The organism is Stenotrophomonas sp. YJH_SMC_80, from assembly GCF_059372495.1.
Map to the genome: position 1 here is coordinate 620,589 of NZ_JCAFVP010000001.1, position 24,667 is coordinate 645,255.

A 24,667-nucleotide genomic window follows, 5' to 3' on the forward strand; every position below is an offset into this window, starting at 1 on the left:
GCGGACACTCCCGCAACCGGACCCACCCCGCCTTCGACAGTTTCCTGCGAACTGTCGGGTTGCTCATGGGGTCAGATCCGTTTTCCTGCGGAAAACGGATCTGACCCCGATTTATTTCGATATTTGACAGATTTCATCCACGCAGGGCGTGGATGGTCCAACCGTCATCGGAAATCTGTCGGGGGTGGGGCGGTGTGGGTGGGCAGGACCGTTGGCGCCATGGATGGCGCCATCGAGCCCCCAGGGATGGGTTTACGGCGTGTCCTGCCCACCCACATCGCCCCACCCAACTCACAGAAAACCAGAGCCGCTTTTGATCTTGCTTTGGCGTCTGCAGGTGCAGGGCGCAGCCCTGCCGAAACTTTACTTCACCCGACGACCCGAACGGTCGATGCGGAACCACTCTCCGCCTTCCATCGGCGTGTGGCCATCGGCATCCGGCGTACCACGACGGCAACCATTGCAGACCTCGGCCACGCCGTCCTGGAACGGCCATGCGAAATCGAAGGTGCCGGGCACCACCTGGCGGAACGTCAGGTCGAAGTAACCCACGCGGTTGCCTACGCGGGCGCGCAGCAGGCCTTCCTGCGGCGTTTCCGGGCCGTTGTCCCAGGTCAGCACCGGCAGGCTGCGGCCCTTGCGGTCGACGTAGTGGAAACCCTGGTCGGCGTACACCACTGCCAGGCCGTGGTCGTCGTAATTCAGGTCCTTCAGCGTGTCGGCGCTGATCTTCGGCCGGTGATCGATCACCTCGCAGTTGGGCAGCGGCCACAACCCGTGCTCGTCGGTCAGCAGCTTGCATGCCGGTGCCTGTGCCGCTGCAGTGGCGCTGACCAGCATGCCAAGCAGGGCCAGCGACCGCGCGAAGCGGCCGCTGGCAGCGTCAGGGCGGGCCTGCCGTGCGATCACTTGGCCTCGGCCTTGCGCTCGAACGCGGTCGGTGCCGGGAGCTGCACCGGCACGCCCTTGTCATCGCAGGTGCCGGCCTGGCACAGGCGCTCGCGCAGGGCTGGGGTGGCCTGCACGATCATGTGGTAGATCGCGTTCTGTTCCAGCGTGCCGCGGATCGCCTTGCTGCCCGGGCCGCGTGCCCAGATACCGACGTCTTCGCCGCCGTGCGATTCGGACTTCATCGGCACCAGTGCTTCCTGCATGTAGTCCGGATGCTCGGTGTCGACCTCGCGCAGGTTCGGGCGGCCGTTGGCCGGTTCGAAGCTGCTCGGGTTGTGCGGGTAACGCTTCGGGCCGGCCGGCTGCTGGTTGCTGCTGCCGGTGTGGCCCGGGCCGTTGGCGTAGCTCAGCGTGGTGTATGGCTGGCCGGTGCCGTCCAGCGCGTAGTCCAGCTTGCCGGCGCCATCTTCGCCGCCCTTGTCCTTGACCTTGCCCAGGATCGGGTTGCCGCGCGCCGGGTAGCCGACGAAGTTCAGCGTGTGCGAGTGGTCGGCGGTGACGATGATCAGGGTGTCGTCGGCGGAGGTCAGTTCGTTGGCCACGCGCACTGCGTCGGACAGGGCCACGGTCTCGGTCAGTGCACGGTAGGCATTGCCGCTGTGGTTGGCGTGGTCGATGCGCGCGCCTTCGATCATCAGCACGTAGCCTTCCTGGTGCTTTGACAGATTCTTGATCGCTGCGGCCGTCAGTTCGGCCAGGCTCGGCTCGCCGCCCGGATCCTGCGGGCGCTCGTACTCGTAGCGCATGTGGTCCGGCTCGAACAGGCCAAGGATGGCCGGTGCGTTGGCGGCGGCGGCCAGCTGCTTGCTGTTCCACACGTAGGCACCCTGCGGGTGCGCCTGCTGCCATTCCCGCACCAGGCTGCGGCCATCCAGGCGCTGGCCGACCTTGTCGTCGTATTCCGGATCGCGCTCTTCCACGGTGGTGAATTCACCGCGGCCGCCACCGAGGGCGACCAGGGGGCCGCGACCATAGCGTGAGGTCGACAGCAGCTGCTGGGCGATGTCCTTGCAGCCGGCCGCCTTGGCCGCTTCGGTCAGGTCGGTGTCGTTTTCCCAGTTGCGCTCGGGCGAGTGCGCGTAGGTGGCGGCCGGGGTGGCATGGGTCAGGCGCGCGGTGGAGACCACGCCGGTAGCCAGACCGGCGCTGTCGGCCAGCTGCAGCCAGGTCAGCAGGCCCTTGGACAGGCTGTCGGCACAGTCGGTCCGGCTGCCGGCGCTGACGCCGATCGCACCCATGTGGGTCTTCACGCCGGTGGTGATGGCGGTCATGGTGCCGGCCGAATCGGGCGTCTGCGAATCGGTGTTGTAGGTCTTGCTGAATGCCGTGGCCGGGAAGCGCTCCCAGGACAACAGGTTCTCTTCACCGGAGCCACCCTTCTGCTGGCCCTCGTAGATGCGCGAGGCGGCCACGGTGGTCAGGCTCATGCCGTCGCCGAGGAACAGGATGACGTTCTTGGCCTTGCCGGACATCGCACCGTTGGCGGCGGCCTGGGCGGCGCCACTGCGGTACCACCACTGCGGGGTCTCGCCTGCCGGGTGGGCGACGGGGTCGACGGCGACCTTGAGGCCGGCCGGGGCAGTGGCGGGGGGGGTGCTGGCGCAGGCGCCCAGCAGCAGGGTGGTGGCGCAGGCGGCCAACAGGGAGACGGAACGACGCATGGACGCTGGGATCTCACAAACTGTAACGGGACGTTCATTATGCCCGCCCTCGCAAGGCACGCCGATGACACACTGATTTGCCGGTCGGGCGGTCGTTCCCCAGCCGTTGATGGGCTATCGTGCCAGCATCCCTTCCTTCCCTCTGGATTGCCTATGAAGCTGGTCTCTGCCTGGCTGCGGATTCCATTCTGGCAGCGCGTGGTCGGTGGCTTCGTGCTCGGCGCGCTGGCCGGCTGGGCGCTCGGCCCGGCCGCGGAAACGTGGTTCGGCCCGCTTGGCGAGCTGTACGTCACCCTGATCAAGATGATCGCCGTGCCGCTGGTGTTCTTCGCGGTGATCAATGCGATCTCGTCGCTGCACGGCCAGAAGTCGGTTGCCGCGCTCAGTGGCCGCACCTTCCTGTGGTTCGTGATCACTGCTGCGTTGGCGGTGTGCGTCGGACTGGGCGTGGGCACCGTGCTGCAGCCCGGCGCCGGTGGCCTGCAGCTGACGATGGCCAGCAATTACGTGCCGCGCGAAGTGCCCAGCGTGGTGCAGGTGCTGCTTGACGTGGTGCCGGCCAATGTCTTCTACGCGCTGTCCGGCATCGGTACCAAGGTCAATGCGGCCGGTGAGACCGTGCTGGCCGCCGGTCGCGGCTCGATCCTGCCGGTGATCTTCTTCGCCGGCCTGGTCGGCTTCGCCATCGTCAAGCTGGGCGAGAAGGTGACCGAGGCGCGCAAGCTGGTCGGCCAGATGAGCGACATCATGATCCAGGTGACCCGCTTCGTGCTGGAAGTCACCCCTATCGGTACCTTTGGCCTGATCGCCGGCCTGGTCGGCAGCTACGGGTTCGAGAAGCTGCTGCCGCTGGGGCATTTCGTGCTGGCCCTGTACGTGGCCTGCGCCCTGCACATCGTGGTGGTCTACAGCGCACTGCTGTTGGCGCACGGACTGAACCCGCTGAAGTTCTTCCGTGGTGCGGCGCCGGGCATGCAGGTTGCGTTCGTCAGCTCTTCCAGCTTCGCGGCGATGCCGGTGGCACTGCGTTCGATCACCCACAACCTGGGCGTGAACAAGGACTACGGTTCGTTTGCGGTGCCGCTGGGCGCCAGCATCAAGATGGACGGCTGCGGTGCCATCTACCCGGCGCTGTGCGCGGTGTTCATCGCGCAGTACAGCGGTGTGCCGCTGACCCCTGAACAGTACGTGGTGGTGCTGATCGCTTCGGTGCTGGGCAGCTTCGGTACGGCCGGTGTTCCGGGTACCGCGGTGATCATGGCTACGGTGGTGCTGAGCGCGGCCAACCTGCCGTTGGAGACGATCGGCTACCTGTATGCCATCGACCGCATCCTCGACATGATGCGCACGATGACGAACGTGACCGGCCAGATGCTGGTGCCGGTGATCGTGGCCAAGGAAACCGGGCTGCTCGACCAGGCGGTGTATGACAATCCGTCCAGCAATGTGGGTGTGGACGACCCCGATCCGACGCCGCCACGCGGCTGACGGTGTGTGGAGACGAAAGGCCCGCCCTGAACGGCGGGCTTTTTGTTTGGGAGCTGGCTGGCGCGGTGGCGGTCATGCCGGGCCTGGTAGATCCACGCCATGCGTGGATGGAGGCGGTGCCGACCAACGGTCGGCCCCACCAAAGGTCAGAACCCACCAAAGGTCAGTACCCACCAGAGGTCGGTAGATCCACGCCATGCGTGGATGAAGGCGGTGCCGACCAAGATCGGCAGCTACCCACCATTGCGCGGGCTTAACAAAAAAGCCGCTGCAGGGCAGCGGCTTTCTCGTGTCAGGCGGCGTGGTAGCGCCAACCGGCCAGATCAGAGATCGACCCGGCGGGCCTGCATGAACTTGTTGCCCCAGTAGCCGCTGAGCAGGGTGTCCACGCGCACGTCCTTGCCCGAGCTCGGTGCGTGCAGGAAGCGGCCATCACCCACATAGATGCCGACGTGATCGACGCGGCCCTTGCGGCCGAAGAACACCAGGTCACCGGCGGCCAGCGCGGTGCGGTCGTTGATCAGTTCGGCGTTGTCGTCGTGTGCCATTTCGCGCGAGACGCGCGGCAGCTCAATGCCCAGGGCCGAGCGGAACACGTAGCCGACCAGACCACTGCAGTCGAAGCCGCTGTCCGGGTTGCTGCCGCCCCAACGGTATGGGGTGCCCAGCAGGGTCATCGCGCGACGCAGCAGCGACTGCACCTTGCCATTGTCGGCCGCGGTGCCGACAACGCTGCCATTGGCAGCGCTGCTGGTGTCGTAGTTGGCGAGGAGGCGGCTGAGGTCACCGGCCACCACGGCCGAGCGGTCCATCAGCGGAATGGTGTCGTTGGCGGCCAGGTGAGGCAGCAGGGCGGCCAGGGTAGCGCTGGCGGCGGCGTCGACGCGGCTGCGTTGCGTAGCGGCAGCCTCGGCCTTGGCGGCCGGTCGGGCGGTGCTCTCGGCCACCGGGGCCGGGGTCACATCGGAACGGTTCGGAGAAGTCTGCGACCAGGCCGGAAGGCTGGTCAGACACAGTGCCAGGCCAAGCAACAGCGGGCGGGCACTACGTGAAGATACGGAAGTCTGGCCTTCGCTTTTCAGGTCGTCAGTCGTCACGCGTCGGTCACAGGAAAAAAACGATGGGGCATCATGCCCTGTAAAAGCGCGGATAAGTTAAAAATTCCGTTAGTAATTCGTTAGTTGCATGGTGATGTTCGTCACAGTTTTGAACATATCGCCTGTTCATTTTAGCGAAGGACGCGTTTCGCCCCTGTGTAGTGGTCCTTCCAGTAGGGACCGCTGAGCGAGTCGAGGCGCACGGTGCCGCCGGTGCTCGGCGCATGCACGAAACGCCCTTCACCGACATAGATACCGACATGGGTGACGCTGCCGCGGCTGCCGAAGAACACCAGGTCGCCGGTGGCCAGGCGCTGCGGATCGATCTTCGGACCCTGTACCGCCGCCAGGTCGCGCGAGGTGCGCGGCAGTTTCAGGTCCAGCATCTCGCGATAGACATAGGCCACCAGGCCGCTGCAGTCGAAGCCGGAATCCGGGGTGTTGCCGCCATAGCGGTAGGGGATGCCGACCAGGCTGATGGCACGCATCAGCACCGAGTTGGCCGCCTCGGGGTTGTCCGGCACGGTCTTCGGCCAGTTCGCGGTCGGCGGGGGCGGAGCGGGGCGGGTGGCCTTGCCGCCGCCGCAGGCGGTCATCAGCACGGGCAGGGCCAGCAGCAGGGCCGGGGCGAGGAGCCGGCGCAGGCCGGACGAAACTGGCGTGATGTGCATGTTCTCCGGATAATGCGCCACCTTGGGATTGGCCGTCATGATGGCGGCGTCCCCGCCGGGCGACAACCCGCCCCAACCCGCCTGCCTTCGGCAGATCCAGACAGAGTTGCGCATGAAGATCGAAAAAGACCGCGTTGTCCGCTTCCACTACACCGTTTCCGAAGTCGGCCAGGAGCCGATCGAATCGTCCAAGGACCGCGGCGAGCCGCTGGCGATCCTGATCGGCCACGGCAACATCATCCCGGGCCTGGAAAACGCCATGATGGACAAGGAAGCCGGCGCGACCTTCAGCGTCGACGTCACTGCCGCTGATGCCTACGGCGAGCGCCGCGAGGGCCTGTCCCAGCGCGTGCCGAAGAAGCACTTCGGCAACACCAAGCTGGCCCCCGGCCAGCAGGTCGTGCTGCAGACCAACTTCGGCCCGCGTGCGGTGACCGTGCAGAAGGTCGGCATGAGCGTCGTCGACGTCGACCTGAACCACCCGATGGCTGGCAAGGACCTGCATTTCGACGTCGAAATCGTTGACGTGCGTGAAGCCGGCAAGGAAGAGATCGACCACGGCCACGTCCACGGCGACGGCGGCCACCACCACTGATCGCAGCGCGATCGTGATGGCAGCAACGGCCCGCTTCGGCGGGCCGTTGCGTTTCTGGAACACGGCGCGGCCATCCATGGCGTGTGGGCCGGCGGCATAATGGCGGACCTGCCTGACGGATGCCCCGTGAACGCCGCTTCTCCTTCCCTGCAGCCGATGGCTTCCGGCGAACGCATCGCCCTACTGGACGTGCTGCGTGGTGCGGCGTTGCTGGGCATCCTGCTGATGAACATCGAGGCCTTCAGCGGACCGCTGGACCTGGCCTTCACCGGCATCGACGTGCATTGGCAAGGTATCGACTACTGGGCCGATGCCTTTGTCTACGTATTCGTGCAGGGGAAGTTCTTCACCCTGTTCTCGTTGCTGTTCGGCGCCGGCTTCGCGGTGATGGCGCAGCGCGCTGAGGCGGCCGGGCGTGACTTCACCCCGTTCTACCTGCGCCGCAGCGCTGGCCTGCTGCTGATCGGCCTGTGCCACGCGCTGCTGGTCTGGTCCGGCGACATCCTGGTGATGTACGCGTTGGTCTCGTTGCCGTTGCTGGCCTGCCGCGAGGCGCCGCGCAGCTGGCTGCCGTGGATGGGCGTAACGGTCTATCTCGGCGGTGTGGCGATGATGCTGCTGGTCGGCGCGATGGTGTCGATGGCTTCGGCGGAGGACGTGCGGAAGATGCTCACCGACGCGCAGCAGAGCATCGATCTGCAGCGCCTGGTGTACGGGCAGGGCAGCTGGATGCAGGCCAATGCGCAGCGGCTGAGCGAGTTCGGCACGTCGATGGGGGCGATGCTGATCACCGGCCCGGAAGTGCTGGGCATGTTCCTGATCGGCAGCTGGTTTGCCGGCAGCGGCGCGCTGGCCACGCCGGATCGCTTCCCGCGGCTGTATGCGGTGTTGCGTTGGGGGGCGCTGCCCTTCGGCCTGCTGGTCACGCTGCTGGGTGTTGCCTGGAAGCCGTATCTGGCGCCGGGCGCTTACGATCTGCCGGTTACGGCGGCGATGGCGCTGGTGACGATCGGCGGCCTGCCGATGTGCCTGGGTTACCTGGCCTGGATCGTACACTGGCGCGCGCGGCTGGGCTGGCTGGCGCCGGTCGGGCGCATGGCGTTGACCCATTACCTCGGCCAGTCGCTGCTGTGCACCTGGCTGTTCTACCACTACGGCCTGGGCGCGTTCGAAACGATGCCACGCAGCGTGCAGTTGATGTTCGCGCTGCTGCTGTTCACCGTGCAGGTGGGCATCTCGCACGTATGGCTGCGCCGCTTCCGCTTTGGGCCGATGGAATGGCTGTGGCGCGCGATGACCTATCGGCAGTGGCCGCCGATGCGGCGCGAGGCCGGCCAGGGCTGATCGATGCAGGGCGCGCGCGAGGATGTGATCGTGGTCGGCGCCGGTGCCATTGGACTGGCTGCCGCACTCGCGCTGCGTGCACAGGGCCGGCAGGTACGCGTGATCGACCGTGGGCGTGTCGGCGGCGCGACCTCGCATGGCAACTGCGGCACCATCACCCCCAGCCACGCGCCACCGCTGGCAGCGCCCGGCGTGCCGTTGCGCGCGCTGCGCTGGATGCTCGATCCGCGTGCGCCGCTGTACGTGCGTACACGCCTGGACCCAGCATTGTGGCGCTGGCTGCTGCAGTTCGGGGCGCGCTGCAACGCACGCGACTGGCTGCACGCCACGCGGGCACGCGGCGCATTGTTGAATGATTCACGGCTGCGCCTGGCGCAGTGGGTGCAGACGCATGCGCTGGACTGCGAGTTCGAGGCGCGCGGTCTGGACTATGTGTTCGGTGACGCCCGCAATTTCGATCACCACGCTGCCGAGTGTGAGGCGCTGAACGCACAGGGCATTGCCTCGGCGCGCATCGATGGCACCGACTACGCGCGCGACAATCCGGCGTTCCATGATCGCCTTGCCGGTGCGATCCACTTCCCCGGCGATGCCCAGCTGCGTCCGGACCGCTACACCGCCGAACTGGCGCGCGTGCTGCGCGCACAGGGCGTGGTGATCGAAGAACAGTCGGACGTGGAGGATTTCAGCGCCGACGCGCAGGGTGTGCGCGTGCGTGCCGGTGAACGCATGCTGCAGGCGCGCGAGCTGGTGCTGGCGACCGGGCCGTGGTCACCGCGCTGGGCGCGGCAACTGGATCTGCGCGTGCCGATCCAACCTGGCAAGGGCTACTCGCTGACCTGGTCACGACCGGCGCAGGTGCCGCAGCGTCCAGTCGTGCTGAAGGACCATTCCGTGTTCGTGATCGCCTGGCGCGAAGCGCTGCGGCTGGGCGGCACCATGGAATTCGCCGGTGCCGATCCGCAGCTGCGCACGACCCGCCTGCAGGCCTTGCAGCAGGCCGCCGACCACTACCTGCGCGCGCCACGTGGTGCGCGGCTGCAGGAGCAGTGGTGCGGGTGGCGCCCCATGAGCGTGGACGACGTGCCGTTGATCGGCCGCGCGCCCGCGCATCCTCACGTCTGGCTTGCAGCGGGGCATGGCATGCTCGGCATCAGCATGAGCGCCGGCACCGGCCAGCTGATCGCCGATCTCGTCTGCGGCCGCACGCCGGCGATCGATCCTGCCCCTTACCGACCCGAGCGATTCCGATGAGCACTGCACCCTATGATTACGACCTGATCGTCCTTGGCGGTGGTTCCGCCGGCCTGGCTGGCGCGATCCGCGCCGCGCAGCACGGCAAGCGCGTGGCGCTGCTGGAGCCTGGTGAACTGGGCGGGACCTGCGTCAACGTCGGCTGCGTGCCGAAGAAGGCCATGTGGCTGGCGGCCGACCTGCACGAGCGCATCGGCCTGGCCAGTGCGATGGGTTTCGATGTCAAGGCACGCCCGGCATTGTCGTGGAAGGAGCTGGTGATCCATCGCCAGGCCTACATCAGCAACATCCACACCAGCTACCACAAGCGCCTGGACGAAACCGGCGTGGTGCGCATTCCGGCGCGCGGTCATCTGCTCGATGCGCATACCGTGGCCTGCAGCGATGGCGTGCGTTACAGCGCTGAACACATCCTGATCGCCACCGGCGCGCACCCGCTGCGGCCTGACATCCCCGGTGCCGAACTGGGCCTGGTCTCCGATGATTTCTTCGATCTGCGCGCGGCACCGGCCGAGGTGGCGATCATCGGTGGCGGTTACATCGCGGTGGAGCTGGCCGGCCTGCTGCAGGCACTGGGCAGCAAGGTGAGCCTGCTGGTGCGTGGCCAGCGGCTGCTGGATCGCTTCGATTACGAGCTGACCGATCAGCTGGCCGAGAACCTGAAGCAGCAGGGCGTGCGCATCCATTTCGGCTATCGCCTGCGCGAACTGCAGCGCGATGGCGAACGCGTACGTGCATTCGGCCATGACGGCCCGCTCGACAGCGTGTTCGACGCGGTGTTCTTTGCCACCGGCCGCCGTGGCAACAGCCGCGATCTGGGCCTGGAAGCGCTCGGCATCGGTATCGGCGAACACCAGCAGGTGCAGGTGGACGAATGGCAGACCACGTGTGTGCCGAGCGTGCACGCGGTGGGCGACATCGCTGGCAAGGTCGGCCTGACCCCGGTGGCGGTGGCCGCTTCGCGGCGGCTGATGGACCGCCTGTTCGGTGGCCGCCCGCAGTCGAAGATGGATTACGAGAACGTGGCCAGCGTGGTGTTCTCGCATCCACCGCTGGGCGCGGTGGGCATGAGCGAAGAAGAGGCGCGCGCGCGGTTCGATCAGGTGACCGTCTACCACAGCCGTTTCCGTCCGATGCTGCAGGGGCTGGCCAATGGCACCCAGCGCAGCCTGTTCAAGATGGTCTGTGCCGGTCCGGAAGAACGGGTGGTGGGCATCCACCTGCTGGGCGAAGCGGCCGACGAGATCCTGCAGGGCTTTGCGGTGGCGGTGAAGATGGGCGCGACCAAGGCCCAGTTCGACGACACCGTGGCGATCCACCCGACCTCGGCCGAGGAAGTGGTGCTGATGCGCTGAGCTGGACGGTTTTAGAGCCGAGCCTATGCTCGGCTCTCCAGGTCATCAGGCGCACCCATGCGACAATGGACGCCCTTACGCCTTCCCTGGCCGCCCCGTGCGGCCCGCCGTCGTCCTGATGTCCAGCCCCGCTTCCCGTATCGCCACCGCTTCCCCACGCATCGCGCTGGGAGGCATCGGCCTGGCCGCGATCGGCGCCATCGCCGCCTCCGGCAAGGCCATCATCGTCAAGCTCGGCCTGCGTCACGGCGTGGATGCCACCACGCTGCTCGCCCTGCGCATGCTGATGGCGTTACCGCTGTTCGTGCTGATGGCACTGTGGGCCGCGCGCCGGGCCGAGCCGCTGTCCTGGGCCGACCGTGCCCGCGTGTTGTGGCTGGGCTTCACCGGCTACTACCTGTCCAGTCTGCTCGACTTCCAGGGCCTGCAGTACATCAGCGTGACCCTTGAGCGCCTGATTCTTTACTTGAACCCGACCCTGGTGCTGCTGATCAACGTGCTGCTGGCGCGCCAGCGGCCCGGTCGGTGGCAGATCGGCGCGCTGGTGCTGAGCTATCTGGGCGTGCTGCTCGCCTTCGGCCACGATCTGCAGCGCGAGGGCGGGCAGATCATCGTCGGCAGCCTGCTGGTACTGGGCAGTGCGCTCAGCTACGCGCTGTACCTGTTCGGCAGTGGGCAGGTGGTCGCACGCATCGGCGCGGTGCGGTTGACCGCCTATGCCAGCTGCGTGGCCAGCGTGCTGGTGCTGCTGCATTTCGCGGTGACCCATCCGCTGCCGTTCCTGTGGCAGGCACCGGCGCCAGTGCAATGGCTGTCGCTGGTCAATGCCACCGTGTGCACGGTGCTGCCGGTGCTGGCGATCATGCTGGCGGTGCAGCGCGTGGGTTCGTCGCTGGCCGCGCAGGTCGGTATGCTGGGCCCTGTTTCCACCATCGTGATGAGCCTATGGCTGCTCGACGAACCGATGGGGCCGGCGCAGATCGCCGGCACCGTGCTGGTACTGATCGGCGTACTGCTGGTGACCCGCCTGCGGCGCTGACACCGGAGCAGGCGCGTGCGCGCATCCTGGCGGTGATCCGCGCGATCCCCGTAGGGCAGGTGATGGGTTATGGGCAGGTAGCGATGCGCGCGGGCCTGCCCGGGCGTGCACGCCTGACCGCGCGCATCCTGGGCCAGAACGACGACCCGGACCTGCCCTGGCACCGCGTGCTGCGCTCGGATGGGCGCATCGCCATGGAAGAAGGGTCGGCCGGATGGCGCGAGCAGTCACAGCGGTTGCGCGCGGAGGGCGTAGTGGTGGAGAACGGCCGGGTGCGGATGCCGGCGGCTGATCCGGCAGCGGCACTGGATGCCGCTGTGTGGGGCCCGGGATGAGCACCGCTGGCGACTGAACAGGCCGGACCTGAGGGCCGCCAACAAGACACGGTGCTGCGGCTATGATGGAGGCCGTTCCATGCCGGTACTCCCATGTTCCCGCGACTGCCAACCGTCACCAAGGCCCTGCTGATCGCCAATGCGATCCTGTTCCTGCTGCAGCAGCCGTTCCTGCTCGGCATGCAGACCTTCGAGCCGTTCATGCTGCAACCGCTGCAGCAGGGCTTCGATGCGTTCTCGCCGGGCGGCAACTTCCAGCCGTGGCAGCTGCTGACCTATGGCTTCCTGCATGGCAGCTTCGGCCACCTGTTCTTCAACATGCTGGCGGTCTTCATGTTCGGCGCGCCACTGGAGCAGACCTGGGGCGAGAAGCGCTTCCTGCTCTATTACCTGGTGTGCGTGGCCGGAGCCGGCGTGTGCCAGCTGCTGGTGGGCACGCTGCTGGAAAACCCGGCGACGGTGCTGGGCGCCTCCGGTGGCGTGTTTGGCCTGCTGCTGGCCTACGGCATGCTGTTCCCCAACCAGCGGGTGATGCTGCTGTTCCCGCCGATCCCGATGAAGGCACGTACCTTCGTGATCCTGTTCGGCGTGGGTGAGCTGGTGCTGGGCATGACCGGCTGGCAGCCGGGCGTGGCCCATTTCGCGCATCTGGGCGGCATGCTGTTCGGCTGGTTGCTGATCCGTTACTGGCGCGGGCAGCCGCCGTTCAACAAGCGTCGCCCGCCCGGTCCCCCGAAGCGCCCGAACCATCTGCGCAGCGTCAAATGATCCGAAGGATCATTTGACGCCGTAGGTGCCGACCGTTGGTCGCCACACCGCTACAGGTCCCGCAGCACCACCTGCGCCGCATTGTGCCCCGGCGCACCGGTAACACCACCGCCGGGATGGGTACCCGAACCACACAGGTACAGGCCGGGCAGGGCACCGCGATAGCCGGCCTGTCCAACCATCGGCCGCGCCGAGAACAACTGGTTGGCGCTCAGTGCGCCGTGGAAGATGTCGCCGCCGACCAGGCCGAAGGTGCGTTCCAGATCGAGCGGGGACAGCACCTGCCGACCGAGCACGCTGGCGGTGAAGCCGGGCGCATACCGCTCGACAGTGGCAATCATCAGGTCGGCTACCGTCTCGCGGTGGTCATCCCAGTGACGCCCATCAGGAAGTACCGGCGCCACATGCTGGCAGAACAGGCTGGCCACATGCTGCCCGGGCGGTGCCAGTGAATCGTCCAGCGTACTGGGTATCAGCATTTCCACGATCGGTTCGCGCGACCAACCGTCGCGGCGCGCATCCAGCCAGGCGCGATCCATGTAGTCCAGGCTGGGTGCCATGATGATGCCGGCACTGAGGTGATCGCCCGGACCGGGCAGGGCGCGGAACTCCGGCAGCCGCGACAGCGCCACGTTCATCCGGAAGGTGCCGGAACCGCAGCGCCAGTTCGTCATGCGTTCGCGTGTGGCAGCCGGTACCTGCGCCGGCTCCAGCAGCTGTTCGTACAGCAGCTTCGGATTGACGTTGGCGACCACCGCGCGTGCACGCAGGGTTTCGCCGTTGGCCAGTTCCACCCCCACGGCGCGGCCCTGTTCGGTCAGTACCCGTCGCACGCCGGCATCCACGCGCAGCTCGGCCCCGGCCTCGCGCGCCGCGCTGGCGATGGCCTGGCTGATCGCGCCCATGCCACCCATCGCATGGCCCCATGCACCCTTCACGCCATTGCACTGGCCGAACACGTGATGCAGCAACACGTAGGCGCTGCCCGGTGTGTATGGACTGGCATAGTTGCCGACGATGCCATCGAAGCCGAACAGCGCCTTGATCGGCTCGCTCTCGAACCAGCGGTCCAGGTATTCCGCCGCCGACAGCGTGAACAGGTCCAGCAGCTCCTGCCGCAGCGGTGCATCCAGCGCCGCCAGTTCGCGGCCGAGCTTCCCCATCTGCCAAAGTGCGGGCAGGCCGCGCCAGCCGCCGGCGACGCCGATGTCCGGTGGCGCGCGGAGAGCCCACGCGCGCAGTACATCGGCGAAGATCTCCAGGCGTGCTTCGTACGCTGGCAGGCGCTGTGCATCCCGAGCGGAGAATCCAGCGACTTCGGCCTGGGTGCGGCCAGGTGCCGACAACAGGTAGCGGTCGTCGGGCAATGGCAGGAAGTTGTTGGCCGGGCGCGTGACAATGCGCATCCCATGCGCATGCAGTTGCAGGTCTTCGATCACCTTCGGTTGCAACAGCGACACCGTGTACGACGCCACCGAGTTGCGGAAGCCGGGATGGAACTCCTCGGTGACCGCCGCTCCGCCGAGCACGCCGCGCCGTTCAAGGACCAGCACGTTCTTTCCGGCCTTCGCCAGATAGGCCGCACAGACCAGGCCGTTGTGGCCACCACCGATGATGATTGCATCCCAGGACATCAGCACCTCAAAAAAAGGGGACGGAGGGGATTAAGTCGCAATTCGCACAAGGTCGGCAGCGATGGGCAGAAACGACTTAATACCCTCCGTCCCCTTTTTTTATCGCGGCTTCGATGGTGGCGATGTCGATCTTCTTCATCGGCATCATCGCGTTGAAGGCGCGCTTGGCCAGTGCCTTGTCCTTGCTGGTCACCGCTTCGATGAGCATGCGCGGGCTGATCTGCCAGGAGATGCCCCAGCGATCCTTGCACCAGCCGCATTGGCTCTCCTGGCCACCGTTGCCGACGATCGCATTCCACAGGCGGTCGGTCTCGGCCTGGTCCTCGGTCTGGATCTGGAAGGAGAACGCTTCGCTGTGCTTGAACGCGCTGCCGCCGTTGAGGCCGACGCAGGGAATGCCGCAGACGGTGAATTCGACGGTCAGCACATTGCCTTCCTTGCCGTCGGGGTAGTCGCCAGGTGCGTGATGCACGGCGGTCACCGCGCTGTCGGGCAGGAGGCTGGCATAGAAGGTGGCGGCCTCGAGCGCGCCGTTGTCGTACCAGACACAGATGGTGTTCTTGTGTGCCATTTCGGGGCTCCGCGATGGACGAAGCCGCAGCGATAGCACGCCCGGTGTTAAGCCGGGATCGTGCTGCACCCGCAAAAAGAAGGGCGCCCGAAGGCGCCCTCTGCATTGCCAGTTGCAGCAGTTGGCTCAGCGCCAGACCTTGATCTGCTCGGCTTCGCTGCGCTGCATCGGCTGGCCGGCCTTGCAGCTGAAGGTGGCACCGAACGCCGGCAGGTTGGCCAGCGTGCCGTTGCTGCGCCATAGGCCCGGTGCACGGATGTCGGCGGTCAGGCGACGCACGGCCTCGTTCGGCGACAGCTGCTGCGCCCACAACGCCGACCACGCGCGGAAGAAGCCCTGTTGCTGTGCCTGCTTGGCCTTCGGCTCCTGCGCGGTGTACGCGGCCCAAGCCAGTTCCAGGCCGGCGATGTCGGCCAGGTTCTCTTCCTGGGTGAGCGTGCCGTTGACCTTGGCACCCTTCACGCCCGGGAAGTCGTACGCGCTGTACTGCGCGGCCACGCGATTGCCGAGCAGGGTCCAGGCGGTCTTGTCGGCCGGGGTCCACCAGCTGCGCAGTTCGCCCTTGGCGTCGACCAGCGCGCCCTTGGCATCGATCGCGCGGGTCAGCTCGTGGCCGACCAGGCCACCGAAGCTGCCGAACTTGTCGGCAGCGTCGGCCTTGGCGTTGAACACCGGCCCCTGCAGGATCGCAGCGGTGACGATCAGGCGGTTCTGCGCCAGATCGTAGGCCAGCGAAGGCTGCTGCGGCAGCACGTCCCAACGGCGGTCGGCGTTGCCCTTGCCGATGCGCTTCATTTCCTCGCGATGGCGCCAGGTTGAAGCAATCAGCATGTTGCCGCCGAACGAACCGCGGCCCATCGGCTGCACGCTGTAGTCGAGGTCGCGCAGCGGGGTGCCGATCTCGATCTTCAGCGCGGCCAGCTTGGCCTGCGCTTCGGTCTTGGCCTCGGCACTCATCCAGCTGCTGTTCTTGACCGCTTCGATCTGCACTTCGCGCACCTTGTCGACGATCCACGCCGCCTGGCGACGGTCTTCGGCCGACAGGTAGCGGGCGGCGTACTCGCGGCCGAGCATCGGGCCAGCGGCCACGTTGATCGCATCGAGCACGTCTTCCCAACGCTGTGGCGGCAGGGCCTCGCCACGCAGCACGCGGCCACGGAATTCGAACTCGGCGTCGCGATAGGCCTTGGACAGGTACGGCGCCATCGAGTCGCCCACGCGCCAGCGCAGGTAGGCCTTCCACTGGTCCGGCTTGAGCTTGGTGACCATGCCGTCGAGCTGCTTGAACAGGCCCGGGTCGGCCAGCGAGACCAGGTCGTCATCCACGCCCTGTGCCTTCAGGAAGGCATCCAGCTGCAGATTGCGGTAACGGCTGTTGAGCTCCTTGGTGGAGATCGGCGCGTAGTTGTTGAACGGGTTGTTGATGCCGGCCAGCGACTGCGCATTGCGCGCCAGTTCGGTTTCCAGCGCGATCACCGCCTGCGACTCGGCATCCAGCTTGGCGGCCGGGGTGCCGGTCAGCGCCAGGATCTGCTTGACGTAGGCGCGGTAGCGGCCCATCAGCGCCACGGTGTCGGCGTCGGTGCGGGTGTAGAACGCCGGGTCCGGCAGGCCCATGCCGCCCTGCATGAAGTAACCGATGTGGCGGTCCAGCGCCTTCAGGTCCACGTCCGGGCCGAAGTTGAAGGCCACCGGGATGCCGACCTGGTGCAACGCGGCGATCGAGGCCGGCACATCCTTGGCCTTCTTGATCGCGTTGATGCGGGTCAGCAGCGGGGCGATCGGATTGGATCCGTCGGCTTCCACGGCGGCTTCGTCCAGGCCGCTGGCCCAGAAGTCGCCCAGCAGTTTCTGCACGTTGCCCTGCGGCGCCTTCATCGCTGCGTCGAGCAGTTCACGCTGCTGCTGACGGCTGCGGTCGACCAGCTGGCCCAGCGCGGTGGTGGCACCGGTCTGTGGCACCGGGTTGGCCTTCAGCCAGCCTGCGTTGGTGGCGTCATAGAAGTCGCTGCACTGGGCGCTGACGGCCGGGGCGCGCGCGGCCTTCTTCTTGGCGGCGGCGAACGCATCATGGGTCGGGACCAGGGTCGCCAGGCTGATGCCCAGGGCGATGGCAAGCGGACGGAAATTGGGCATGTGGAACGAATCCGTGATGGATTGAGGGCGCGCGCACTATAGCAAGCCGCGCATCGACGCGGCATGCACGCATCACGCTGCTTTCGCCGACCAGGGTCGGCCGCTAGCGGGGAGCGCCGAGATCATTGGATCCACACCATGCGTGGACGAAAAACACCCCCGAAAAACAAAGGCCCGGGAATTCCCGGGCCTCTGCAGGTCTGCCGCGGCGTCAGCCGTGGCTTACCAGATCACCACCTGCTGGTCGCCGCTGCGGGCCATCGGCGAACCGGCCTTGCACTGGAACGCGGCGGCGAAGGTCGGCAGGTTCGACGGCGCACCCATGGCGCGGAACTGCGCCGGGGCGTGCGGGTCGGTCGCCAGGCGGACCTTGGCGTTCTCCGGGGTGTACTTGGTGCGCCACACGGTGGCCCAGTTGAAGAAGAAGCGCTGGTCGCGGGTGAAGCCGTCCACCTTCGGGTCTTCCTTGCCGGCGCTGGCCTTCTGCAGGGCATCGTAGGCGGTAGCCAGGCCGCCCAGGTCGGCGATGTTCTCACCCAGGGTCAGGTGGCCGTTCACCGCCTGGCCGTCGACCTTGTACTGGTCGAACTGCTTGACCAGCTTGCCGGTCAGGCCTTCGAAGTTCTTCTTGTCAGCGGCGGTCCACCAGTCTTCCATGTTGCCGGTCGGCCCGAAACGTGCGCCCTGGTCGTCGTAGCCGTGGGTCATTTCGTGGCCGATCACCGCGCCGATGCCGCCGTAGTTCAGTGCGTCGTCGGCCTTCGGATCGAAGAACGGCGGCTGCAGGATGGCGGCCGGGAACACGATCTCGTTCTGCAGCGGGTTGTAGTAGGCATTGACCGTCTGCGGGGTCATGCCCCACTCGGTCTTGTCCACCGGCTTGCCGATCTTGGACAGGTTGAACTTGTAGTTGAATTCGTTGGCCGCGCGCACGTTGCCCAGGAAGCTGTCGCGCTGGGTCTGCAGGCCCGACCAGTCACGCCACTTGTCCGGGTAGCCGATCTTCGGGGTGAAGGTTTCCCACTTGGCGATGGCCTTGGCCTTGGTTTCATCGCTCATCCAGCTCAGGCCCTGGATGCGGTCCTTCAGCGAGGCGGCCAGGTTCTTCACCAGTTCTTCCATCTTCGCCTTGGCTTCCGGCGAGAAGGCCACCTTCACGTACAGCTGGCCGAAGGCTTCACCGGCGTCATTCTCGATGGTGCCCAGCACACGCTTCCAGCGCGGCTTCTGCTCCTTCTGGCCGTTGAGGGTCTTGCCGTAGAACTCGTAGTTCTCCTGCACGAAGGCATCGGCCAGGTACGGCGAGGCGCTGTCCACGGTGTGGAAGCGCAGGTAGGCACGCCACACCGACGGATCGGTGTCGCCCAGCGCCTTGCTCACTTCCTCATGGAAGGCCGGCATGGCCAGCGAGAACTTCTCCGGTGCGGCCACGCCCTGCGACTTGAAGAACTCGGTCCAGCTGAAGTTCGGGGTCAGCTTGTCCGCGTCGGCCACGGTGACCGGGTTGTAGTACAGCTCGACGTTGCGCGACAGTTCGACGCGCGACTTGGACGCCTTGGCCAGGCGGGTCTCGAACTTGACCACGTCCTCGGCCTGCTTGGCAGCGTCGGCAGCAGCGACGCCGGACAGCTCCAGCACCTTGGCGACGTGCGCCTGGTAGGCCTTCAGTTTGTCGGCGTTCTTGGCATCGGTGTAGTAGGTGCTGTCCGGCAGGCCCAGGCCGCCCTGGCTGGCGTAGGCCATGTTCACGGCCGAGTTCTTGAAGTCGGCTTCGGCGCCGAAGCCGAACAGAACGTTGTCACCCTTGGCGGCGCTGGAGCGCAGGTAATTAGCGATGGCCGCCTTGTCCTGCAGGCCATCGATCGCGGTCAGGTCGGCCTTCAGCGGCTCGATGCCCTGGGCGTTGATCTTGGCCTCGTCCATGCCGGTGGCCCACAGGTCGCCGACGATCTTCTCGATGTGGTTCGGAGTCTTCACCTGTGCCACCTGCTCGGCCAGCTGGTGCTGCACGGCCACCGAGCGCTCGTCGAGGATGGTGAAGGCGCCCCAGCTGGTGCGGTCGCCCGGGATTTCATTGGCGGCCAGCCACTTGCTGTTGACGTAGTCGCCGAAGGCGCCGCAGGCGTCCTTGCTGGTATCGAGGTCGCTAGGCTGGAAGGCGTTGTAGGCCGGCAGCTTGCTCTCGTCCAGGGTGTACTGGGTGGCTTCGGCCGCAGCCGGCGTGGAGGCGGTGGCGTCCTTGGCCGGGGTTTCGTTCTTGCCGCAGCCAACCAGCGCGGCCGAAACGGCCAGGGTCAGCAGCACGATCTTGGGAGTACGGGTCACTTTGATGGCCTCCAGGCCGAGTGAGTCAGGGAAGGGCCGCGGGGACGGCCGTGGGCCGAACGATACGCCGCCGGCCTGCCCCGCAAGGGTGTCGAAGGTCATGGCCGGGCGCAAGGGCCAGAACGAGCAAGGGCGCCCGGTGGGGCGCCCTTGCTTGGGTAACGCACCGATTACAGGCCGTCGCCGCCGCAGCCCTTGCCGAGATAGTCGTCGATCAGGTGCAGCTGGTCGGCCATGATCTTCCGAGTCCAGGCCGGACCGTGCGCATAGTCGGCGATGGCATGGAACTCGACCGGCTGCCCCGAGCTCTTGGCCTTGGTCACGAACCACTCCGATTGCTCGATGGGCACGGTACGGTCGCGGTCACCGTGGTAGACCATCAACGGAATCTTCATCTCGCCCGCCTTGTCCAGCGGGTTAAGGCCTGCAACGGTCGGCGCCTGCGCCTGGCGGAAGAACGGATTGGTGTAGAAGCGCGACCAGATTTTCTTGATGTCCGAGACGCCGGCGCCGGCAATCGCGCACTTGTACAGGCCGTTCGGGCGAACCGAGGCGGCAAACGCCGAGTATCCACCATAGGAGAAGCCGAACATGGCGATGTGACCAGGCCGGGCGATCTTCTGGTCGACCATCCACTGCGCGCCATCATCCTTGTCGTCCTGCATCTTCTGGCCCCATTCGGCGTCACCCGCCATCCACAGCTTGCGGCCCCAGTCAGCCGAGCCGCGGAACTGCGGGCGCAGTACGGCCATGCATCGCGATGCCATCAGCGGCACCCACATCGAGCCATCGAAGTCCATGCCATCGCGGGCCCACGGACCGCCATGCGGGTGCACGACCGCCCTCCAGGGACCGGCGCCACACAGTTCGGTGTTGGGCGTGGTCAGGAATGCCGGAATGTCCAGCCCGTCGCGGGCCTTGTAATAGACCAGCTTCGTATCGCCCAGGGCCGCAGGCTGGATGTCCGGATAGGTCTTGGCCAGCAGGGTCAGCTTGCCGTTGCGCAGCAGGTGGTACTCGGGCGGGTTGGACGGGCCCGACGTGGCCACCAGCACGGTGGACAGGTCGGGGGTGTAGTCCACCACCTGGTAGCTGCGGCCAGTGTCGTAATTGGTGGTGAAGCGCTGGCCATTGGCGGTGTCGACCATTTCCAGCGGTTGCTGCTGGATGCCCAAAGCCTGGCGAAGGCCCTGGTCCAGCGCCTTCATCCGCGGCGACGTCCACTGCAGGTCGTCACCGCGCGGGCCCGCATAGCGGATGCCGAGGATCTCGCCGAACGGAATCGCGCCGTTGCGATAGCGGTTGATCGACATCGAGCTGGCGTTGAACAGCTTGTGTTCGTACAGCACTTCCTTCTGCTTGCGTGCGGCGATGTCGTACTCGTACACGATCGCCTTGTCACGGCCGACGTTGCTCAGCACGAAGGCGATGTTCGGGTCATCGGCAAAGCCGATCACCTGGTTGATGTCGCGGTTCTTCACATAGGAGCGGAAGTGCTCTTCCCACGCACCGCTGCCGGTGTTGCGGAACTCGGTGGCGACATAGGCGCCGGTACCGTCCACGTCCTGGCGCAGGCGTGCACGCAGTTCGCTGTCCAGGTCGGTGACATAGCCGGCCACACGCTCTTCGGTCTTCTGCACGCGCTGCGAGGTGAAGCTGCGCAGGTCGACCTTGTAGACATCGCCGGAGCTGCCGCCACTGCCGTTGATCACCAGGATGTGGTCCGGATCATTGGGGAGCGTGTCCAGCACCGTCGGGTTGGACAGCGCCTGCTCGAGTTCCTCGCTGCGGCTGCTGGCACGCGGCGGCGTAATGGGCTCCTTCCACTGCTTGCCCTCGATGTCGGTGATGAAGAACTTGCTGACGAAGGTCTTGGTGACACGGTCGGCGCGCAGGTCGAAAGGTTGCCACAGCACCACGGCGAGCTGCCCGTTCTTGATGAACGACACGCTCTGGAACTTCATCCGGTTGGCACCGATCACCGTGGGCGCCTTGTCCAGCGCATCGGTGCGCCAGACCACGATCACGCGTTCTTCGCCGTTGGCGCGCAGGCCGGCGATGTGCTGCCCGTCCGGAGACAGCGACAGGCTGGAGATGGCAGGGAAGGCCGCCAGCTGTTCGACGGTGGGGGCGACAGGCTTGGCATGCAGCCAGGGGGACATGCTGGCCAGGGCTGCCAGCAACAGGGTTCGCTTCATTGCTTGCCTCGATCTCAGGGCGATCCCGGCGCAAGGCCGGGGCCGGAAACGAAACCGCCGCCCCGAAGGGCGGCGGTGGGTAACGTCAGGATCAGAACGAACGTGTGATGTTCACGAAGTACGTGCGGCCGAAGTAATCGAAGCCGCTGTACAGGGGCGCGTTGCCAACCGTGCTCAGCACGCCCTGCGAAATGGTCGGCGGCTTCTTGTTGGCAAGGTTGCGCACGCCGCCGGTGACCGACCACTTGTCCGCTTCATACTGCAGCGAGGCTGCCTGGATGAAGTAGTTCGGGGTGTACATTTTGTACTGGCTGGTGGCCGGATCGAACAGGCCCGGGTTGCGCTCCTCGTAGTAGGCGTAGCTGTCCATGTTGTCGATCCAGTCCAGACCGTAACGGACGCGCCAGTTCTTCCACTTGTAGTTCAGGTCCAGGGTGGCGGTGTTTTCCGGCGAGCCGATCATGCCGGCCGAGTCGACCTTCGGATCGTCCGAGAACAGCTGGCTGGTCTGCTCGAAGTAGTGCGTGCCCTGCAGCGTGGCACGGAACTCGCCCGGGCCGATGTCACGCACATAGCGCAGGGTGAAGTCCAGGCCGCGCACCTTGTTGGTGGAGACGTTGATGAAGCCGTTGGTGACCGTCAGCTGGTTGGTCTGCGGGTTGCGCTGGATCAGGCGGCACAGGCCGTTGCCCGCAGTGAAGTCTGCGGTGGAGCTGCCGTAGCAGTTGCGCAGGATGGCGGCGCCGCCTGCGTCCTGCACACCGTTCTCGACCTTGATGTCGAAGTAGTCCAGGGCCAGCGACAGATCGCCGAAGGCTGGGCCGAACTCCGGCTGCAGCACCACGCCGAAGGTCTTGGCGGTGGAGGTTTCAGCCTTCAGGTTGTTTTCCGCGCCGCCCTGGGTGTAGACGGTGATGCCCTGCAGCTGGGTGAACTCCGGATCCAGGCCCAGCGACGCGCAGTTCTGGTAGCGCATCGATTCCGGGCGGGCCTCAATGTAGTTGTCGCAGGGGTCGGACGACTGCGGCAGGAAGCCGGTGGTGGCGCCCAGGAACTGCTCGAACAGGGCGGGTGCGCGGTACGAGGTGCCGTAGGATGCACGGAACGACAGCCACTTCACCGGGGTCCACAGGGTGCCGATCTTGTAGGTCTCGTCGGAACCATAGGACTTGTAGTCGGTATAGCGGCCGGACAGGTTGACCGACAGCTCCTCAGCGCCGGTAACACCGGACAGCAGCGGCAGTTCCAATTCGCCGTAGGCTTCGAACACCGAGTCGCTGCCGCGGGTCGGCGAGGAAGCGGTCAGGTTGTACAGGTCCTGGTCAATGGAGTACTGCGACGGGCTGTCGTCGATGCGGGCCTTGCGGTACTCCACACCGAACGCGCCGCCGGCCGAGCCATACGGCATGTCGAACAGCGGGCCATTGACGTTGAAGTTGACCGTGGTTTCCTTGTACAGCGTGTTGCCGGTGACCGGGACGAACACCCAGTCCTTCCAGTCCTGCGGCAGGCGGCCGCCGATGGTATTGTTGTTCACCGGGGGGGCGGCGACGCAGCCGTTGGAGGCGTCACGGCAGACGAAGCCACCGGCGCCGTTGGAGACCACGTCCAGGCTCTGCGCCAGGCGGCTGGTCAGGAAGCTCTGGAAGGTGTAGTCCGCATCGCTGCGCGAATGCATGATGTTGAAGTCGTAATTCCATTCCGAGCTCAGGTGGCCGCGAAGGCCGGCGTTGAAGCGCAGGAAGTCGACCTTCTGCTTGCTCTGGTCGTTGCCGAAACCAATGAAGGCACGTACGCCCATCGGCACGCCATTGGTTTGGTCGGTGGCCGGGCCCGCAACGCTGTCGCGGAGGTTGGCCGGGATAAGCGGATTACCCACTGCATAGTCCAGGGTCAGCTGGCGATAGCCGGTCTGGGTCGACTTGCGGTGGTTGCCGAGGAACTCGTAGTACAGCTCAGCGTCGCCCAGTGCGTTGAGGTCGAAGCCGCCCTGGAAGTAGGCCGTGTGGGTCTTGACCGGCGAGATCAGCGACTGGTTGAGCATCTGCGGGTCGAAGGTGTCGCGGTTCAGCGCACCCACGCCTTCGTAGCCAACCAGGCCGGTGGTGACCGACGAATTCGGGCGCCAGCGGTTGAAGCGGGTGCCGCTGCCCCCCGGCGCGGCGACGCCGGTACGGGTGTTGGTGCCAAGCGTGTTGATGGTCACGCCGCCGCCGTCGAGGGTGTAGCACTTGGACTTGCCGGTCAGCGGATCGATGAAGTCGCCGCTGCCCCAGTAGTCGCCGGCGTCGATGTCGCGATACTTGTCGGTGGCGCAGCGGGTCCAGTCGCGGTCGCCCAGGTTAAGTGCGTTGCGCACTGTGTACTCGTACGAACCGGAGAAGTGCGAACGCTCGCCGGTGGTGCCGAAGGTCAGCGCATAGCGACGTTCGTCGCCGCCGCCGCCGTCGGTCGCATTGTGCTGGCCTTCGAAGGTGACGCCGTCGACCTTCTTCTTGGTGATGATGTTGATCACGCCCGCGACCGCGTCGGAGCCGTAGATCGAGGAGGCGCCGTCCTTCAGGATTTCGACGCGGTCGACGATCGAGTTCGGCAGCACGTTCAGGTCGGTCGAGCCGACCGAGCCGCGCGAACCGGCCGGCGAGACGCGGCGGCCGTTGAGCAGGATCAGGGTGCGAGTCGGGCCGAGGCCGCGCAGGCCGAGGGTGTTGGCGCCGGGGCCGCCGTCGGTGACGTAGCCACCGTAGGCGTTGTTGATCTGCGATGCACCTGCGGTCACCGCGGTGCTCTGCAGTGCGGCGGTGGTCGAGTTGAAGCCGGCCAGCGTGGTTTCCTCACGGGTCACGACCTGGACCGGGGACACCGAGTTGAACACGTCGCGGCTGATGCGCGAGCCGGTGACGGTCACCGTGTCCAGGTTGGTTGCCTTCGACTTGGCCGCTTCCTCAGCGGTCTGCGTCGCGGCGCCATCCTGGGCGATCGCCGGCGCCGCTGCGGCGAGCAGCACGGCGGTAGCGAGGGCAAAGCTCAGCGGATGCCGGCCGAGCGACTTGCGATTGATCATCTGAAATCCCCTTGAATCCAATGATTGCGTCGTACACCGGGGACTTGCCTTGCGGGCGTCTCCGTGTGCCCCGTGCCCGGTCCCGGCAGTACCCTGCCGCCTCCCGGCGTTACCGGCTTCACCTGCCGGTAACTCGAGATTAACACGACATTAACTGATGCTGTCAAACGTTCATAAGGGA

18 protein-coding genes are annotated in these 24,667 nt (G+C 66.3%); 8 read left to right on the forward strand and 10 right to left on the reverse strand.

The window, feature by feature from the left end; genetic code table 11:
- Positions 1-363: 363 nt before the first annotated feature.
- Together AC5P99_RS02695 and AC5P99_RS02700 are read right to left on the reverse strand one after the other, a co-directional pair.
- Complete coding sequence (locus AC5P99_RS02695) at positions 364-909, reverse strand: WG repeat-containing protein (protein ID WP_049433610.1); 546 nt, start codon at positions 907-909, stop codon at positions 364-366.
- Positions 906-2,612, reverse strand: coding sequence for an alkaline phosphatase (locus AC5P99_RS02700; RefSeq protein ID WP_061201643.1), 1,707 nt, complete (start codon positions 2,610-2,612; stop codon positions 906-908). The genes AC5P99_RS02695 and AC5P99_RS02700 overlap by 4 nt, the downstream gene beginning before the upstream one ends.
- A gap of 153 nt (positions 2,613-2,765) precedes the next feature.
- Here AC5P99_RS02700 and AC5P99_RS02705 point away from each other — a divergent pair, with 153 nt between their 5' ends.
- Positions 2,766-4,100: a dicarboxylate/amino acid:cation symporter gene (locus AC5P99_RS02705; RefSeq protein WP_005410518.1), complete on the forward strand. Its 1,335-nt coding sequence runs from the start codon at positions 2,766-2,768 to the stop codon at positions 4,098-4,100.
- A 323-nt stretch (positions 4,101-4,423) separates the two neighbouring features.
- On the opposite strand, the gene AC5P99_RS02710 is transcribed toward AC5P99_RS02705, so the two are convergent.
- Both AC5P99_RS02710 and AC5P99_RS02715 read right to left on the reverse strand, forming a co-directional pair.
- Entirely contained in the window at positions 4,424-5,197 is a 774-nt protein-coding gene (locus AC5P99_RS02710) for a C40 family peptidase (protein WP_088435887.1), read from the reverse strand.
- A gap of 131 nt (positions 5,198-5,328) precedes the next feature.
- Positions 5,329-5,907: a C40 family peptidase gene (locus AC5P99_RS02715; RefSeq protein WP_495212872.1), complete on the reverse strand. Its 579-nt coding sequence runs from the start codon at positions 5,905-5,907 to the stop codon at positions 5,329-5,331.
- Between the two features lie 73 nt (positions 5,908-5,980).
- On the opposite strand from AC5P99_RS02715, the gene AC5P99_RS02720 reads away from it, so the two are divergent.
- From AC5P99_RS02720 to AC5P99_RS02750, 7 genes are all read left to right on the forward strand, one after another.
- Complete coding sequence (locus AC5P99_RS02720) at positions 5,981-6,463, forward strand: FKBP-type peptidyl-prolyl cis-trans isomerase (RefSeq protein ID WP_010482989.1); 483 nt, start codon at positions 5,981-5,983, stop codon at positions 6,461-6,463.
- 99 nt (positions 6,464-6,562) lie between these two features.
- Entirely contained in the window at positions 6,563-7,807 is a 1,245-nt protein-coding gene (locus tag AC5P99_RS02725) for a DUF418 domain-containing protein (RefSeq protein WP_088435888.1), read from the forward strand.
- A 3-nt stretch (positions 7,808-7,810) separates the two neighbouring features.
- The gene (locus AC5P99_RS02730) at positions 7,811-9,061 is read left to right on the forward strand and encodes an NAD(P)/FAD-dependent oxidoreductase (RefSeq protein ID WP_088435889.1); all 1,251 of its coding nucleotides are present in this window, start codon (positions 7,811-7,813) and stop codon (positions 9,059-9,061) included.
- A complete protein-coding gene (gorA, locus tag AC5P99_RS02735; RefSeq protein WP_049451973.1) occupies positions 9,058-10,416 on the forward strand; it encodes a glutathione-disulfide reductase in 1,359 nt (452 codons plus the stop codon). Before AC5P99_RS02730 ends, gorA begins: the two co-directional genes overlap by 4 nt.
- Positions 10,417-10,534: 118 nt before the next feature.
- Positions 10,535-11,455: a DMT family transporter gene (locus AC5P99_RS02740; protein ID WP_049451974.1), complete on the forward strand. Its 921-nt coding sequence runs from the start codon at positions 10,535-10,537 to the stop codon at positions 11,453-11,455.
- Positions 11,362-11,790 carry an MGMT family protein gene (locus AC5P99_RS02745; RefSeq protein WP_407073026.1) on the forward strand — a complete coding sequence of 143 codons (429 nt, stop codon included), beginning with the start codon at positions 11,362-11,364 and terminating at the stop codon, positions 11,788-11,790. The genes AC5P99_RS02740 and AC5P99_RS02745 overlap by 94 nt, the downstream gene beginning before the upstream one ends.
- 93 nt (positions 11,791-11,883) lie before the next feature.
- On the forward strand, positions 11,884-12,558 hold the full coding sequence (locus tag AC5P99_RS02750) for a rhomboid family intramembrane serine protease (RefSeq protein ID WP_005410509.1): 675 nt from the start codon (positions 11,884-11,886) through the stop codon (positions 12,556-12,558).
- Positions 12,559-12,608: 50 nt separating this feature from the next.
- On the opposite strand, the gene AC5P99_RS02755 is transcribed toward AC5P99_RS02750, so the two are convergent.
- From AC5P99_RS02755 to AC5P99_RS02780, 6 genes are all read right to left on the reverse strand, one after another.
- Positions 12,609-14,192 carry a phytoene desaturase family protein gene (locus AC5P99_RS02755; protein WP_088435890.1) on the reverse strand — a complete coding sequence of 528 codons (1,584 nt, stop codon included), beginning with the start codon at positions 14,190-14,192 and terminating at the stop codon, positions 12,609-12,611.
- Between the two features lie 76 nt (positions 14,193-14,268).
- Positions 14,269-14,763 carry a VOC family protein gene (locus AC5P99_RS02760; protein WP_012480908.1) on the reverse strand — a complete coding sequence of 165 codons (495 nt, stop codon included), beginning with the start codon at positions 14,761-14,763 and terminating at the stop codon, positions 14,269-14,271.
- Between the two features lie 126 nt (positions 14,764-14,889).
- Entirely contained in the window at positions 14,890-16,899 is a 2,010-nt protein-coding gene (locus AC5P99_RS02765; RefSeq protein WP_495212873.1) for a M13 family metallopeptidase, read from the reverse strand.
- A 222-nt stretch (positions 16,900-17,121) separates the two neighbouring features.
- Positions 17,122-19,224: a M13 family metallopeptidase gene (locus tag AC5P99_RS02770; RefSeq protein WP_005414104.1), complete on the reverse strand. Its 2,103-nt coding sequence runs from the start codon at positions 19,222-19,224 to the stop codon at positions 17,122-17,124.
- 170 nt (positions 19,225-19,394) lie between these two features.
- A complete protein-coding gene (locus AC5P99_RS02775; protein WP_088435893.1) occupies positions 19,395-21,422 on the reverse strand; it encodes an alpha/beta hydrolase family protein in 2,028 nt (675 codons plus the stop codon).
- Positions 21,423-21,513: 91 nt separating this feature from the next.
- Positions 21,514-24,486, reverse strand: a complete 2,973-nt coding sequence (locus tag AC5P99_RS02780) for a TonB-dependent receptor plug domain-containing protein (RefSeq protein WP_049451979.1) — start codon at positions 24,484-24,486, stop codon at positions 21,514-21,516.
- Positions 24,487-24,667 lie beyond the last annotated feature (181 nt).